The organism is Azospira sp. MPR-E4, from assembly GCF_058809645.1.
In genome coordinates this window covers 14,541-29,829 of sequence record NZ_JBXAST010000007.1, presented here as the reverse complement: position 1 = coordinate 29,829, position 15,289 = coordinate 14,541, and the positions used below count along the sequence as shown (strand labels likewise).

14 protein-coding genes are annotated in these 15,289 nt (G+C 65.2%); 11 read left to right on the top strand and 3 right to left on the bottom strand.

Annotated elements, in window-relative coordinates; genetic code table 11:
- Position 1: 1 nt before the first annotated feature.
- Both sucC and AC1RTA_RS03755 read right to left on the bottom strand, forming a co-directional pair.
- Positions 2-1,162 carry an ADP-forming succinate--CoA ligase subunit beta gene (gene sucC, locus AC1RTA_RS03760; RefSeq protein WP_014236541.1) on the bottom strand — a complete coding sequence of 387 codons (1,161 nt, stop codon included), beginning with the start codon at positions 1,160-1,162 and terminating at the stop codon, positions 2-4.
- A gap of 51 nt (positions 1,163-1,213) precedes the next feature.
- Positions 1,214-1,765: a DUF2889 domain-containing protein gene (locus tag AC1RTA_RS03755; protein ID WP_014236540.1), complete on the bottom strand. Its 552-nt coding sequence runs from the start codon at positions 1,763-1,765 to the stop codon at positions 1,214-1,216.
- A 233-nt stretch (positions 1,766-1,998) separates the two neighbouring features.
- On the opposite strand from AC1RTA_RS03755, the gene paaK (AC1RTA_RS03750) reads away from it, so the two are divergent.
- Complete coding sequence (gene paaK, locus AC1RTA_RS03750; RefSeq protein WP_492783984.1) at positions 1,999-3,315, top strand: phenylacetate--CoA ligase PaaK; 1,317 nt, start codon at positions 1,999-2,001, stop codon at positions 3,313-3,315.
- Between the two features lie 98 nt (positions 3,316-3,413).
- Here the strand turns inward: paaK (AC1RTA_RS03750) and AC1RTA_RS03745 are convergent, their stop codons facing one another.
- The gene (locus AC1RTA_RS03745; RefSeq protein ID WP_492783983.1) at positions 3,414-4,778 is read right to left on the bottom strand and encodes an MATE family efflux transporter; all 1,365 of its coding nucleotides are present in this window, start codon (positions 4,776-4,778) and stop codon (positions 3,414-3,416) included.
- A 153-nt stretch (positions 4,779-4,931) separates the two neighbouring features.
- Here AC1RTA_RS03745 and paaK (AC1RTA_RS03740) point away from each other — a divergent pair, with 153 nt between their 5' ends.
- The 10 genes from paaK (AC1RTA_RS03740) to AC1RTA_RS03695 all read left to right on the top strand — a co-directional run bounded on the left by paaK (AC1RTA_RS03740) (position 4,932) and on the right by AC1RTA_RS03695 (position 15,253).
- Positions 4,932-6,236: a phenylacetate--CoA ligase PaaK gene (gene paaK / locus AC1RTA_RS03740; RefSeq protein ID WP_416243119.1), complete on the top strand. Its 1,305-nt coding sequence runs from the start codon at positions 4,932-4,934 to the stop codon at positions 6,234-6,236.
- A 157-nt stretch (positions 6,237-6,393) separates the two neighbouring features.
- Entirely contained in the window at positions 6,394-6,759 is a 366-nt protein-coding gene (locus AC1RTA_RS03735) for a response regulator (RefSeq protein WP_014236536.1), read from the top strand.
- A 4-nt stretch (positions 6,760-6,763) separates the two neighbouring features.
- On the top strand, positions 6,764-8,035 hold the full coding sequence (locus AC1RTA_RS03730; protein WP_130460128.1) for a methyl-accepting chemotaxis protein: 1,272 nt from the start codon (positions 6,764-6,766) through the stop codon (positions 8,033-8,035).
- Between the two features lie 9 nt (positions 8,036-8,044).
- On the top strand, positions 8,045-8,353 hold the full coding sequence (locus AC1RTA_RS03725; protein ID WP_014236534.1) for an STAS domain-containing protein: 309 nt from the start codon (positions 8,045-8,047) through the stop codon (positions 8,351-8,353).
- A gap of 9 nt (positions 8,354-8,362) precedes the next feature.
- On the top strand, positions 8,363-10,597 hold the full coding sequence (locus tag AC1RTA_RS03720; RefSeq protein ID WP_130460129.1) for a chemotaxis protein CheA: 2,235 nt from the start codon (positions 8,363-8,365) through the stop codon (positions 10,595-10,597).
- A gap of 18 nt (positions 10,598-10,615) precedes the next feature.
- Positions 10,616-12,238 carry a methyl-accepting chemotaxis protein gene (locus tag AC1RTA_RS03715; RefSeq protein ID WP_014236532.1) on the top strand — a complete coding sequence of 541 codons (1,623 nt, stop codon included), beginning with the start codon at positions 10,616-10,618 and terminating at the stop codon, positions 12,236-12,238.
- Between the two features lie 12 nt (positions 12,239-12,250).
- A complete protein-coding gene (locus tag AC1RTA_RS03710; protein WP_014236531.1) occupies positions 12,251-12,808 on the top strand; it encodes a chemotaxis protein CheW in 558 nt (185 codons plus the stop codon).
- On the top strand, positions 12,808-13,620 hold the full coding sequence (locus AC1RTA_RS03705; RefSeq protein ID WP_014236530.1) for a CheR family methyltransferase: 813 nt from the start codon (positions 12,808-12,810) through the stop codon (positions 13,618-13,620). The genes AC1RTA_RS03710 and AC1RTA_RS03705 overlap by 1 nt, the downstream gene beginning before the upstream one ends.
- Complete coding sequence (locus AC1RTA_RS03700) at positions 13,620-14,117, top strand: chemotaxis protein CheD (RefSeq protein ID WP_014236529.1); 498 nt, start codon at positions 13,620-13,622, stop codon at positions 14,115-14,117. Before AC1RTA_RS03705 ends, AC1RTA_RS03700 begins: the two co-directional genes overlap by 1 nt.
- A gap of 8 nt (positions 14,118-14,125) precedes the next feature.
- Complete coding sequence (locus tag AC1RTA_RS03695; protein ID WP_014236528.1) at positions 14,126-15,253, top strand: protein-glutamate methylesterase/protein-glutamine glutaminase; 1,128 nt, start codon at positions 14,126-14,128, stop codon at positions 15,251-15,253.
- The last annotated feature ends 36 nt before the right edge of the window (positions 15,254-15,289 follow it).

The following is a 15,289-nucleotide window of genomic DNA, read 5'->3' as shown; positions in this document are numbered from 1 at the left end:
CTTACTTGACCGCGTCGACGATCTTCTGGGCCGCTTCGGCCATGGTATCGGCGGAAATGATCGGCAGACCGGAATCCTTCAGGATCTGCTTGCCCAGGTCCTCGTTGGTGCCCTTCATGCGGACCACCAGCGGCACGGACAGGTTCACTTCCTTGGCCGCGGTCACCACGCCGGTGGCGATGGTGTCGCACTTCATGATGCCGCCGAAGATGTTGACCAGGATGCCCTTGACCTTGGGGTTCTTGAGCATGATCTTGAAGGCTTCGGTGACCTTCTCGGTGGTGGCACCGCCGCCCACGTCCAGGAAGTTGGCCGGCTCGGCGCCGAACAGCTTGATGGTGTCCATGGTGGCCATGGCCAGACCGGCACCGTTCACCAGACAGCCGATGTTGCCGTCCAGGGAGATGTAGGCCAGGTCGAACTTGGAGGCTTCGATTTCGTCGGCGTCTTCTTCATCCAGATCGCGGTATTCAACGATTTCGGGATGACGGAAGAGGGCGTTGGAGTCGAAATTGAACTTGGCGTCCAGAGCCTTGATGTTGCCGTTGCCTTCCAGGATCAGCGGGTTGATTTCCGCCAGGGAGGCATCGGTTTCCATGTAGCACTGGTACAGCTTCTTGATCTCGGCCTGGGCCTTGGCCACGGAGTCGGCGGGAACGCCGATGCCCTGGGCCAGGTTCAGGGTCTGCTGGTCGGTGATGCCGACCAGGGGATCAACGAATTCCTTGAGGATCTTCTCGGGGGTGGCGTGGGCCACTTCCTCGATGTCCATGCCGCCTTCGGAGGAGGCCATGACGGCGACCTTCTGGGTAGCGCGGTCGGTCAGGACAGCCAGGTAGTATTCCTTCTTGATGTCGGCGCCTTCTTCAATCAGCAGGCGGCGGACCTTCTGGCCTTCCGGGCCGGTCTGGTGGGTCACCAGTTGCATGCCCAGAATCTGGGTGGCGTATTGGCGCACTTCATCCAGGGACTTGGCAACCTTCACGCCACCGCCCTTGCCGCGGCCACCAGCGTGAATCTGGGCCTTCACGACCCACACCTTGCCGCCCAGTTCCTCGGCGACCTTGACAGCTTCGTCGACGGAGAAGGCAGGCTTGCCGCGCGGCGTCGTCACGCCGAACTTTCTCAGGATCTCCTTACCCTGATATTCATGAATTTTCATGCGCTTTCCTTGCTTGGTTGAAGTTGCGAGCAAAAGGCAGGAGTGTCTCCCCTACCCCATTTTCTGGTCACGGTACCAGCGCGGGTAATAGCGCTGGACCGCTTCCGAAGTGGATTCGAGGGCATGGCAGCGGTCAAGCTGATAAGGCTTGTGACCATGGTCCTCGTTGTCTTTCATTTCACTGGCAAAGGTCTGGATCGCCGCCGTCGGCAGCACCATGACCAGCTCGGTCAGATGGGAGCAGCCTTTGACATCGCCAAAACGCTCCTTGACCGCCCTGCGGAAGCCGTGAAACAGATTCAAGCCTACCAGCCTGTTGTAATCCGCGTTGATACGGTCGCATTGTCCCACATAGGGCATGCCGTCCGTCCGGGTCTCCGCCGCGAGAATGTTGAATTCCCGATCGATGGTGACCCGTACCCACATATCGTGCACCGGTTCTCCTGCTGGCCGCAGCCCGGAGGAAAGGGGGTAATCATGATCCTTGACGTCGGTCAGACGCGCCTCCACGTCCCACAGACCATCCTCGCGCTTGAAGCCATACAACTGGATGCTGCGGACGTGCAGGCGCTGGCGGGCAACAGGGGCAGGGGAAAGTGGCATGGGGAGGCCGGATTCTTTATGCAACGGATTACAGCAGCGGAGCGCTATCTTATTGTTAGTCCGCCAATATTAACACAAGAAAAAAGGCGTCCCGCTGTTTTGCATTCATAATTATGGATACAAATCCCGGGCCCGCAGCGCCTCCATTTGATCCAGATTAAGCGCCCCCCGCCGCGCCGCCCCCAGAATCCCGGACAGCATTATTACAACGACAAAAAGTCGGGGAGAAAACCATGCACCGGGAGTCCGCCGCCGCCCTGGAAGGGGAACGCATCGCCCGCGCCAGCCGGGACGAAATCGCCGCCCTGCAGCTCAAGCGCCTGCAACAGACCCTGCGCCACGCCTACGAGAAGGTGCCCCATACCCGGGCCAAGTTCGACGCCCACGGCGTCCATCCGGACGACCTGAAGACCCTGGCGGACCTGGCCAGGTTCCCCTTCACCGGCAAACAGGACCTGCGGGACAACTACCCCTACGGTCTCTTCGCCGTGCCCATGCGCGACATCGTGCGGGTGCACGCCTCCAGCGGCACCACCGGCAAGCCCACCGTGGTCGGCTACACCGCCGGCGACATCGACCGCTGGGCCGACATCATGGCCCGGGCCCTGCGCGCCGCCGGCGCCGGACCGGAGGACATCGTCCATGTGGCCCACGGCTACGGCCTGTTCACCGGCGGCCTCGGCGTCCATTACGGCGTCGAGCGCCTGGGCGCCACGGCGGTGCCCGTTTCCGGCGGCCAGACCGAGCGCCAGGTGCAGCTCATCGCCGACTTCAAGCCCACGGTGCTGGTGGTGACGCCCTCCTACGCCCTCAACCTGGCCGACGAATGCGAGCACCAGGGCTTCGACCTGGCCGGCTCCAGCCTGCGCATCGGCCTCTTCGGCGCCGAGCCCTGGGGCGAAAGCATGCGGGCGGAGATCGAGCGCCGCTTCGGCATCGCCGCCATGGACCTCTACGGCCTGTCGGAAGTGATGGGCCCCGGCGTCGCCAGCGAATGCATCGAATCCCGGGACGGCCCCACCATCTGGGAAGACCACTTCTACCCGGAGATCATCGACCCCAATACCGGCGAAGTCCTGCCCGACGGCGCCCACGGCGAACTGGTGTTCACCTCCCTGACCAAGGAAGGCATGCCGGTGGTGCGCTACCGCACCCGGGACCTGACCACCCTGCTGCCGCCCACGGCCCGCAGCTTCCGCCGCATCGGCAAGATCACCGGCCGTTCCGACGACATGCTGATCATCCGCGGCGTCAATGTCTTCCCCAGCCAGGTCGAGGAATTCATCCTCAAGCAGGCCGAACTGTCGCCCCACTACCAGCTGGAGGTGTGGCGCGAAGGCCATCTGGACAAGCTGGACATCCGGGTGGAACTGAAACCCGAGTTCGCCAATGCGGGCACCCACGTCTCCGAGCAGGCGGCGCGGGAGCTGCAGCATCACATCAAGTCCTACATCGGCATTTCCACCCGGGTGCGGGTGGAGGCGGTGGGCAGCATCGAACGGGCCGTCGGCGGCAAGGCCCGGCGGGTGGTGGACAAGCGGCCGCAATAGCGGCATCGCCTGGAAGGCAGGCAGGACGCCGCTGCCAGCCGCGCCTTGCCTGACAACGAGACGGGACGCGCCTTTTCAGGCAGGACCGGCGAAGCGCCCTATTCCCGGGTTGCCGCCAGCACCCGCCACAGCAGGCCGCCCAGCAGCACCGCCGCCAGCACCAGGCTGGCGGTGGATGCGGCCCAGTAGCCGGCCACGCCCATGGCCGGGCTGCCGTAGGCCAGCCACCAGCCGCCCCCCAGGCCGACACCCCAGAAGCAGAGGGTATGGATCAGCATGGGCAGGAAGGTAATCTTGCAGCCCCGCAGGGAAAAGCCCGCCACCGTCTGGATCGCGTCGAACAGCTGGTAGGCCGCCAGATAACCCACCAGGCCAACGGCCACCGCGGCCACCCGGCCATCCCCCGTGGCGGCTCCCACCAGGGGCCCGGCGCCCCACCACAGCAAGCCCCCGAACAGCAGCGACAGGCCGGTGGCCAGGACCATGCCGGCACCGACCGCCCGCTCCATGCCGGCCTGATCCCGGGCCCCGGCAGCCCGCCCGACCCGGGCCAGGGTGGCGATGGCCACCGCCAGGGGCAGCATGTAGAGCAGGGCCGCCAGGTTGGCGACGATGCGGTGCCCCGCCACCACGGTCGCCCCTTCCCGGGCGATGAAGAGGGCGATCAGGGTGAAGGCGCTGATTTCCACCAGGTTGGAAAAGCCCATAGGCAGCCCCAGGCGCAGCAGCTCCCGCAAGCGCGCCCACTGGGGCCGGTGCCAGCGACCCAGCAGGGCCAGGGGCGCCAGGGCGGCCGAGCGCCGCAGATAAGCGAAACCGCAGAAAAAACCGACCCCGACGATGATCAGGGTGGACCAGCCGGTGCCCTCCCCCCCCAAGGGCGGGCCACCCCAGCGCCCCTGGATCAGGCACCAGGAGAGGGGCAGGTGCAGGGCGGTGGTCGCCAGGCTGATCAGCATGAAGGGCCGGGAATGGCCGAGGGCATTGGCGAAGGCGAACAGGGTACGGTACAGCAGCACCAGGGGCAGGCCCCAGGCCAGCAGGTTGAGGTAGGCCCGGGTCTTGGCTTCCACCGCCGGCTCCATGGTGGCCATGGCCAGTAGCGGGTCGGGGAAGCGCATCAGCAGGCAGGCCGGCACGGCCAGCACCAGGGCCACCCAGAAGGCCTGCTGCAGGGCGGCGGCGATTTCCCCGTGGCGCCCGGCGCCATTCAGGTGGGCCACCACCGGCGCCACCGCCTGCAGCACGCCGGCGCAGGCCATGATGACGGCAATGTAGATGCCGCCGCCGATGGCCACCGCCGCCAGGTCGGCGGCACCGTAGTGGCCGAGCAGGGCCGTGTCGATCAGCATCAGGCCCATGGAGGCCAGCTGGGCCACCAGGATCGGCCAGGCGTGCCGGGCAATGTGGCGGATTTCCTCCCCCAGGCGGGGAGCGGCAGAAGCAGGAACGGAAGCGGTCATGGCGCCCGCAGTATATAAGGGAAGGCAGGCCGCCGACGGGGCGCCCCGCCTCCTTCGTGGCAAATGCATTGAGCGGGGGGGAAAAATCCCGGAAAATGCGTGACTTGCCCCAGCCGTTAGGGAGGAGGGGGCCATGACAAGGACTATATAAAAATGACGGCAGCAAAGATCGGCCTCGACGCCATCGAAAATGCCAGCCGCGACGAAATCACCGCACTGCAGGTGGAACGTCTGCGCTGGACCCTGAAGCACGCCTACGACAACGTGCCCCACTACCGGGCCAAGTTCGACGCCCAGGGCGTGCATCCGGACGACTTCCACAGCCTGGACGACCTGCGCAAGTTCCCCTTCACCACCAAGCAGGACCTGCGGGACAACTACCCCTTCAAGATGTTCGCCACGCCCCGGGAAGAGGTGGTGCGGGTGCACGCCTCCAGCGGCACCACCGGCAAGCCCACCGTGGTCGGCTACACCCAGAAGGACATCGACACCTGGGCCCACCTCATGGCCCGCTCCATCTACGCCGCCGGCGGCCGCCGCGGCGACATCATCCACGTCGCCTACGGCTACGGCCTGTTCACCGGCGGCCTGGGCGCCCACTACGGGGCCGAGGCCCTGGGCTGCACGGTCATCCCCATGTCCGGCGGGCAGACGGAAAAGCAGGTGCAGCTGATCGCCGACTTCGCGCCGCGCATCATCATGTGCACGCCCTCCTACATGCTCAACATCGCCGACGAGTTCAAGCGCCAGGGCATGGATCCCCGGGGCACCTCCCTGCGCATCGGCATCCACGGCGCCGAGCCGTGGACCGACGGCATGCGCCAGGAAATCGAGAACCTGCTGGGCATCGACGCGGTGGACATCTACGGTCTTTCCGAAGTCATGGGCCCCGGCGTCGCCAACGAGTGCATCGAGTCCAAGGACGGCCCGGTGATCTGGGAAGACCACTTCTACCCGGAAATCATCGACCCCAACACCGGCGAAGTCCTGCCCGAGGGCAGCCAGGGCGAGCTGGTATTCACCTCCCTCTCCAAGGAGGCCCTGCCGGTGGTGCGCTACCGCACCCGGGACCTGACCCGCCTGCTGGCGCCCACCTCCCGCAGTTTCCGCCGCATCGGCAAGATCACCGGCCGCTCCGATGACATGCTGATTATTCGTGGCGTTAATGTGTTCCCCAGCCAGATCGAGGAATTGATCCTCAAACAGGCCAAGCTGTCCGGCCATTACCTGCTGGAAGTGGCGCGGGACGGCCACCTGGACAGCATCACCGTGAACGTGGAAATGAAGCCGGAGTTCGGCATCGCCACCGCCGCCGAGAAGGAATACGTGGCCCACGAACTGCAGCACCACATCAAGTCCTACATCGGCATTTCCACCCAGGTGCGCATCGTCGAGGTCGGCGGCATCGAACGTTCCGTCGGCAAGGCCAAGCGGGTCATCGACAAACGCCCCCGCTGAGCCCCGCCCGGCGCCCCCCGGATCGCCCGCCAGGGCGCATCCGCAAGCCCTGGGCGGCAGATGGGCCTTGTCTCTGATATAAATCAGAAATAATTGACCGCTGCCGCCCCTATCCCCCATTATTCGAAGCTAAAAACGCCTTGAGGGAAGCTGCTCCATGAAAACCATTTTCCTTGTCGACGATTCGGCAACCATTCTGCTATCCATCTCCAACATCCTCGCCAAGGCAGGCTATGCTGTTGAAAAGGCTGGAAATGCGGAAGAGGGAATGAAGAAGTTCCAGGCCGGGGTGAAGGTGGACCTGCTCATCACCGACCTCAACATGCCCGGCATGAACGGCATCCAGTTCATCCGCGAAGTGCGCAAGCTGCCCAATTACAAGTTCATGCCCATCCTGTTCCTGACCACCGAGTCGCAGCAGGAAAAGCGGGCTGAAGCCAAGGCGGCAGGGGCCTCCGGCTGGATCGTCAAGCCGGCCACCGCCGACCAGCTCCTCAACACCATCAAACTGGTACTGCGCTAAGCCCATGGACTTCGGACTGTTGCTACGGCGGGCCTCCCTGGTATTCGCCATCGTCGCCATCGGAGCAGGCCTCATGGTCTACTTCCTGCACGACTGGTTCCATAGCGACTTCCTGAATTCCTTCGACGTTGCCCAGCCCCTGGGCGACGCCATCGGCACGGTAATCATCGTCGTCGTCGCCTACCTGGCCCAACGCCTGGTTTCCATCGCCTTCTACCGGGACATGATGTTCGGCCTGGCGCGCAACCAGGAGGTCTTCGCCAGCACCAACACCAACTACCAGGCCGTGGCCGAAGAGGTGGCGGAAGAACTGGCGGCCGTGCCGGCCTTCAACGAGGTGCTGCAGGGCCAGCTGCACAGCGTCATCCAGGCCACCGAAGAGGCGGCCTACCAGATCACGGAGCGGCTGCAGGCGGTGGACGGGGTGGTGACCCACCTCAACGAGTTCGTCAGCACCAGTTCCACCGAGTCGAGCCAGATGGTCAACGAGTCGGAAAGCCGCATCGCCGACAACCAGAAGCTCATCGTCGAGATGGGCCTCTACATCGAAAACCGCATCCAGGAAGCCCAGGCCGACCAGGAACGGGTGGCCCAGGTGGTGGCCGAGGCTCGCTCCCTGGAATCCCTGACCAAGCTGATCAAGGGCATCGCCAGCCAGACCAACCTGCTGGCCCTCAACGCCGCCATCGAGGCGGCCCGGGCCGGCGAGGCGGGCCGCGGCTTTGCCGTGGTGGCCGACGAGGTGCGCAAGCTCTCCAGCGAAACCGAGGCGGCGGTGACCCAGATCAACCAGGGCATCGTCGGCGTCGCCAGCACCATCGAACAGCAATTCCAGGACAAGCTCTCCCACTCCAACCTGGACCGGGAGCGGGCCGCCCTGCAGCAGTTCGCCACCCAGCTCACCACCCTGGGCCATAGCTACGAGCAGGTCATGCAGCACCAGAGCACGGTGATCGCCACCGTCCAGAGCAGCAGCCAGGAACTGGCGGCCATGTTCATGGATGCGGTGGCCAGCGTGCAGTTCCAGGACGTCACCCGGCAGCAGATCGAAACCACCATCGAAGCCCTGTCCCGACTGCAGCAGCACGCCGCCACCCTGTCCGAACGCCTGCGCCAGGCGGAAAACCCCAATTTCCAGTACCAGCCTTTGTCCGAGCACCTGGACCAGCTGTACAGCCGCTATGTGATGAAACAGCAACGCACCACCCACAAGCAGGCCCTGCACCAGTCCGCCCCCGGCGGCGAGCCGGACCTGCCCCAGGTGGAGCTCTTCTAAGGGGGACTCGTGAGCACCGGCACCCATCGCGTCACCATCCTGGATGACCTGACCATCTACAACGCCCTGACCCAGAAGGCCGCCTTCATGGAAGCCCTGGGCCAGTGCCGCGACCTGGAAATCGACCTGTCCCACGTCGGCGAGGTCGATACCGCAGGCTTCCAGCTGCTCCTGCTGACCAAGCGGGAAGCCGCGCTGCAGAACAAGACCGCCCGCATCGTCGCCCACAGCCCCGCCGTGCGGGAATTGCTGGACTTCTTCAACATGGCCGCCTTCTTCGGCGACCCCCTGGTCATCCCGGCCCGGGAACAGGGCTGAGGAGGAATCATGGACGAACTGACCACCGTATTCGTCACCGAGAGCCGGGAACAGCTGGCCGCCATGGAGGAGGCCCTGCTGCAGCTGGAGGCCAATCCGGAAGACAGCGACCTGATCAACGCCGTGTTCCGCCCGGCCCACACCATCAAGGGCGGCGCCGGCGTCATCGAGTGCAACTTCATCGTCGCCTTCACCCACGTGGCGGAAAACGCCCTGGACAAGCTGCGCAACGGCGACATCAAGGTCAGCAGCGACCTGGTGGCCGTGCTCCTGGGCTGCTGCGACCACATCGGCAACCTGCTCTCCGTGCTGGAGGCCGGCGCCGCCGAACCCGACGAGGATCTGCGGGCCGAGGGCGATTCCCTGCTCTCCCGCCTGCAGCGCGACTGGCTCGACGCCAAGGAAGAGGCCCCGGCGGCCAGCGTGCAGCCCAACCGCCCCCCGGTGGAGAAGGTGGACGACGTCCAGGCTTCCGGCGGCGGCCTGGTGGAAACGGATTTCTGGCACATCTCCCTGCGCTTCGGCGCCGGCGTCCTGCGCAACGGCATGGACCCCATTTCCTTCCTGCGCTACCTCTCCACCCTGGGCCAGATCGTGCACATCGAGACCATTCCCGATGCCATGCCCAGCGCCGAGGAGATGGACCCGGAAGCCTGCTACCTGGGCTTCGAGATCAAGTTCAAGAGCGACGCGGACAAGGCCGCCATCGAGGCCGTCTTCGACTTCGTGCGCGACGAATGCACCCTGCACATCCTGCCGCCCAACAGCAAGCTGGCGGACTACATCGCCCTGCTGCAGGCCCTGCCGGAAAACACCATGCGCCTGGGCGAGATCCTGGTGAAGATCGGCGCCCTGACCCAGGCCGAGCTGGACGACGGCCTCAAGCAGCAGCATGCGGTGCCGCCAGAGGAAGGCGGCGAAGAGGCCTCGCCGCCCCCGCCCCTGGGTGAAATCCTCATCGAACAGAAGGTGGTGCAGCCCGAGCTGGTGGAAGCCGCCGTCATCAAGCAGAAACAGGTGTCGGAGAAGAAGGCCGCCGAAGCGCGCCTGATCCGCATCCAGGCCGACAAGCTGGACCGCCTCATCGACCTGGTGGGCGAGTTGGTGATCGCCGGGGCCAGCACCAACCTGCTGGCCAGCCGCGCCGGCCTGTCCGACCTCAACGAAGCCACCTCCCTGCTCAACCGGCTGGTGGAACAGATCCGCGACTCCGCCCTGCAGCTGCGCATGGTGCAGATCGGCGAAACCTTCAACCGCTTCCAGCGGGTGGTGCGGGACGTTTCCAAGGAACTGGGCAAGGACATCGAGCTGACCATTGCCGGCGGCGAGACAGAACTGGACAAGTCGGTGGTCGAGAAAATCGGCGACCCCCTGATGCACCTGGTGCGCAATGCCATGGACCACGGCATCGAGTCCGCCGAGGTGCGCCAGGCCAAGGGCAAGTCGCCCCGGGGCCGGCTCTCCCTCAACGCCTACCACGATTCGGGCAGCATCGTCATCGACGTGGCCGACGACGGCGGCGGCCTCAACCGGGACAAGATTCTCAAGAAGGCGGTGGAAAAGGGCCTGGTCCAGGCCGGCGTCCATCTTTCCGACCAGGAAATCGCCAACCTCATCTTCGAACCCGGCTTCTCCACGGTGGACAAGGTCTCCAACCTCTCCGGCCGCGGCGTCGGCATGGACGTGGTCAAGCGCAACATCCAGGGCCTGCGGGGCCGGGTCGAGGTACATTCCGAGGAAGGCCATGGCACCCGCTTCTCCATCCGCCTGCCCCTGACCCTGGCCATCATCGACGGCTTCCTGGTGGGGGCCGACCGGGCCTCCTACGTCATCCCCCTGGATATGGTGGTGGAATGCCTGGAGCTCCAGGCCCACGCCACCAGCAGCGGCGAGCGCAACTATCTCAACCTGCGGGGCGAGGTGCTGCCCTTCATCCGCCTGCGGGACCTCTTCGAAATCCCCGGCGAGCCGCCCAAGCGCGAGAACGTGGTGGTGGTCAAGGCAGCCGGCCAGAAGGCGGGGATCGTGGTCGATACCCTGCTGGGCGAATTCCAGACCGTCATCAAGCCCCTCGGCCAGCTGTTCCGCCACCTGCGCGGCATCGGCGGCTCCACCATCCTGGGCAGCGGCGACGTGGCCCTGATCCTGGACGTCCAGGCCCTGGCCCAGATCGCCATCGGCAGGGAAGAGCGCAGCCTGGCCGCCCCGTCGTCCGTCAATACACCCCGCATCAGCCAAGTTTAATAATTTCAGGAGAATCAGATGATCGCCAACTTGCGTATCGGCACCCGTCTCGGTATTGCCTTTGCCATCCTCGTCCTGCTCCTCACCGGGGTGGCCGTGCTCTCCGTCACCAAGGCCAACGCCATCAACGACGAGCTCAACGTCATCGTCAAGGACCGCTTCCCCAAGGTGGTCAAGGCCAACGTGATCATCGACATCCTCAATGCCAACGCCCGCGTGGTGCGCAACATGCTGTTGCTGACCAAGGCCGATGACATCAAGCGCGAGGCCGACCGCCTGCCCGACATGAGCAAGCGCATGAGCGAAGAGCTCGACGCCATCTCCAAGATGCCCATGAATGACGAGGAAAAGGCCGTCCTGGCAGAAATCAATGCCGCCCGCGGCCCCTACCGGGACCACCTGGTCAAGGTCATCAAGCTGGCCAATGACGGCGCCCGGGAAGAAGGCACCGCCCTCCTGCTGGGCGACATGCGCAAGTCCTTCAACGACTACATCAAGACCCTGGAAAAGCTGATCGAGCTGGAAACCAAGTCCATGGAGGCTACCGGCAAGTCCGCCGACGAACTGGTGGTGGCCACCCGCAACCAGATCATCACCGTGGGCATCATTGCCGGCCTGCTGGCCATCGTCCTCGGCGTCTTCATCACCCGTAGCATCACCACCCCGCTGAACCAGGCCGTGGGCGTTGCCAACAAGCTCTCCGAAGGCGACCTGACCGTGCGCATCGACGCCTCCAGCAAGGATGAAACCGGCCAGCTGCTCGCCGCCATGCAGGCCATGGTGGCCAAGCTGGCCCAGATCATCGGCGAAGTGCGCGGCGCTGCCGACAACCTCTCCTCCGCTTCCGAGCAGGTGTCCGCCACGGCCCAGTCCCTCTCCCAGTCCTCCAGCGAGCAGGCCGCTTCCGTGGAAGAAATCACCTCCACCCTGGAAGAATCCACCGCCTCCATCAACCAGAACACCGAGAACGCCAAGGTCACCGACAACATGGCCGCCAAGGCCGCCAACGAAGCCAACGAAGGCGGCACGGCGGTGAAGGACACGGTGGTGGCCATGAAGCAGATCGCAGGCAAGATCGGCATCATCGACGACATCGCCTACCAGACCAACCTGCTGGCCCTCAACGCTGCCATCGAGGCCGCCCGGGCCGGCGAGCACGGCAAGGGCTTCGCCGTGGTGGCCGCGGAAGTGCGCAAGCTGGCCGAACGCTCCCAGGTGGCGGCCCAGGAGATTGGCGAACTGGCCGACTCCTCCGTCAAGCTGGCGGAAAAGGCCGGCGGCCTGCTGGACAACATGGTGCCCACCATCCGCAAGACCTCCGACCTGGTGCAGGAAATCGCCTCCGCCTCCGCCGAGCAATCCGGCGGCATCGCCCAGATCAACCAGGCCATGAACCAGCTGAACCAGGCCACCCAGCAGAACGCCTCCGCCTCCGAGGAGCTGGCGGCGACCGCCGAGGAAATGGGCGGCCAGGCCGAACAGCTGCAGGGCCTGATGCAGTTCTTCCGGGTCGAGGAAGGCCGCAGCGCAGTGGCCTACAGCGCCCGTCCGGCCCAGACCGCCCGCAGCGCGGTGAAGAGCCAGCCGGTCCGCCCCGTGGCCACGGCCGCCCCTGACGAACACGATTTCGAGCGCTTCTGAGGAGGCATAGCCATGGGCAACCTCGTTCCCCAGGCCGGATCGACTCCGGCCAAGACCGGCGATGAGTCCCGCCAGTACCTGACCTTCACCCTGGGCGGGGAAATCTTCGCCCTGGGCATCCTCAACATCAAGGAAATCATCGAGTACGGCAGCCTCACCGAGATTCCCATGATGCCGGGCTTCATCCGCGGGGTGATCAACCTGCGCGGCGCCGTGGTGCCGGTGATCGACCTGGTGGCCCGCTTCGGCGGCACCCCGGCGGCCATCGGCCGCCGCACCTGCATCGTCATCGTGGAGATGGTGCAGATGTCCGAAGGCAGCGAAACCCGCCAGGACATCGGCGTGGTGGTGGACTGCGTGAACGAGGTGCTGGAAATCCCGGCTACCGATATCGAACCGCCGCCCGCCTTCGGCGCCAAGATCCGGGCCGACTTCATCCTCGGCATGGGCAAGGTGGCCGGCAAGTTCGTCATCATCCTCAATGTGGACCGGGTCCTGTCCCTGGAGGAAATGACCTTCCTGGCGGACCTGGGCGGCAGCACTCCCGCAGCCGAACCCAGCGCAGCCTGATGGACGGCCCTTCGGGCATCTCCGATCAGGAGTTCGGCCGCTTCCGGGACCTGATCTACCAGATCGCCGGCATTCAGCTTTCCGACGCGAAAAAGGTGCTCCTGGTGGGGCGCCTTTCCCGCCGGCTCAAGCACTACGGCCTCAGCACCTTCGCCCAGTATTACCAGCTGGTCACTTCGCCCCAGGAAAGCCGGGAGTTGCAGACCATGGTGGATCTGCTGACCACCAACGAGACCTACTTCTTCCGCGAACCCAAGCACTTCGACTACCTGGCCCAGGAAATCCTGCCGCACAAGGCCAAGCCCGGCGTGCCCTTCAACATCTGGAGCGCTGCCTGCTCCAGCGGTGAAGAGCCCTACACCCTGGCCATGGTCCTGGCCGAGCACCTGGGCAACCGGCCCTGGCAGGTGGTCGGCTCGGACATTTCCACCGTGGTCCTGGCCAAGGCCCAGGCAGGCCATTACCCGCTGGAACGGACCGAGGGCATCCCGCCCCAGTACCTGAAGAAATACTGTCTGAAGGGCGTCCGCTCCCAGGAGGGAACCCTGCTGGTGGCCAAGGAGCTGCGGGAGCGGGTGCGCTTCCTCCAGGTCAACCTGACCAAGCCGGCGCCGGACCTGGGGCCCTTCGACGTTATTTTCCTGCGTAACGTCATGATCTATTTCGACATGGAAACCAAGCGCAAGGTGGTGGAGAACCTCATCACCCGCCTCAAGCCGGGCGGCACCTTCATCGTCGGTCACTCGGAAAGCCTCAACGGCATCACCGACCGGCTGAAGTGTCTGCGGCCCACCATCTACGAAAAACCCTGATGCCTGCCGACTCCGTCCAGGAGGTGTTCCTCAATCCGGGGGATTTCCACTTCGCCGGCGGCCACACCCGCATCCGGACCCTGCTCGGTTCCTGCGTTTCCATTGCCCTGTGGCATCCGGAAAGGAAGCTCGGCGGCATGTGCCACTTCATCCTGCCGGAACGGGGCCAGCCCGCGGCCGGCCAGGAGCTGGACGGCCGCTACGCCACCGAGGCCATGGGCCTGTTCGACCGGGCCATCGGCCGGGCCGGCACCCGCCCCCAGGACTACCGGGCCAAGATATTCGGGGGAGGCAATATGTTCCCCGGCCGGGAAAACCATGCCGGCATACAAATAGGTCAGCGTAATATAGAGGTTGCGCACCGGCTTCTGGCGGAACGAAAAATCGCCGTCGTTGCCGAACACCTCGGAGGCGCCGGCCATCGCAAGCTGGTCTTCGACATCTGGAGTGGAGACGCCTGGCTGGTATTTCGCGAAGCCGGGACCAATAAGAACTAGGGAAGCCTATGAGCCTCATCAAAGTCATGATCGTGGACGATTCCGCCGTGGTGCGGCAGGTCGTCAAGCAAACGCTGGAAACCGACCCGAGCATCAAGGTGCTGGGCGCCGCCTCCGACCCCCTCTTCGCCATGGAGCACATGAAGCGGGAATGGCCGGACGTGATCGTTCTGGACATCGAGATGCCGCGCATGGACGGCCTCACCTTCCTCAAGAAGATCATGGCCGAACGTCCGACGCCGGTGGTGATCTGCTCCTCCCTGGCGGAGAAGGGGGCCGAAGCCTCCATGAACGCCCTGGCGGCGGGGGCGGTGGGCATCATCACCAAGCCCAAGATGGGCCTCAAGCAGTTCCTCGAAGACGCTTCGTCCGACCTGCTCGGCGCCGTCAAGGCCGCCTCCCGCGCCAATGTGCGCAAGATCATCACCTCCACGGCCAGCGGCACCTCCTCCCACGCCGAGCGCATCGCCAATGTGGCCAAGGGCCTCAACATCGCCCCCAAGCTGTCCGCCGACGCGGTCATCTCCGCCGGCGGCCTGGGCAGCGGAGCCTCCATGGTCAAGACCACCGACAAGATCATCGCCATCGGCACTTCCACCGGCGGCACCCAGGCCCTGGAAGCCGTACTGACCAAGCTGCCGGCCGTCTGCCCGGGCATCGTCATCGTCCAGCACATGCCGGAGAAATTCACCGCCATGTTCGCCGAGCGCCTCAACGGCCTGTGCCAGATCGAGGTGCGGGAAGCCAAGCACGGCGACCGGGTGATCCCGGGCCGGGCCCTCATCGCCCCCGGCGGCAAGCACATGATGCTGACCCGCAGCGGCGCCCAGTACACCGTGGAAGTGGTGGACGGCCCCCTGGTGAACCGCCACCGCCCCTCGGTTGACGTGCTGTTCCGCTCCTGCGCCAAGTTCGCCGGGCGCAACGCCCTGGGCATCATCATGACCGGCATGGGCGACGACGGCGCCCGGGGCCTCAAGGAAATGGTGGATGCAGGGGCCGACACGGTGGCGGAGGACGAATCCACCTGTGTCGTCTTCGGCATGCCCAAGGAAGCCATCAAGCTGGGGGCGGCGCGCACCGTGCTGCCCCTCAACCGCATCCCGGAAGCCATTGTCGCGGCTGGCCGCGGCTGACCATTTATAATGGTTCCTTCCCTGCCCTAGCGAAAC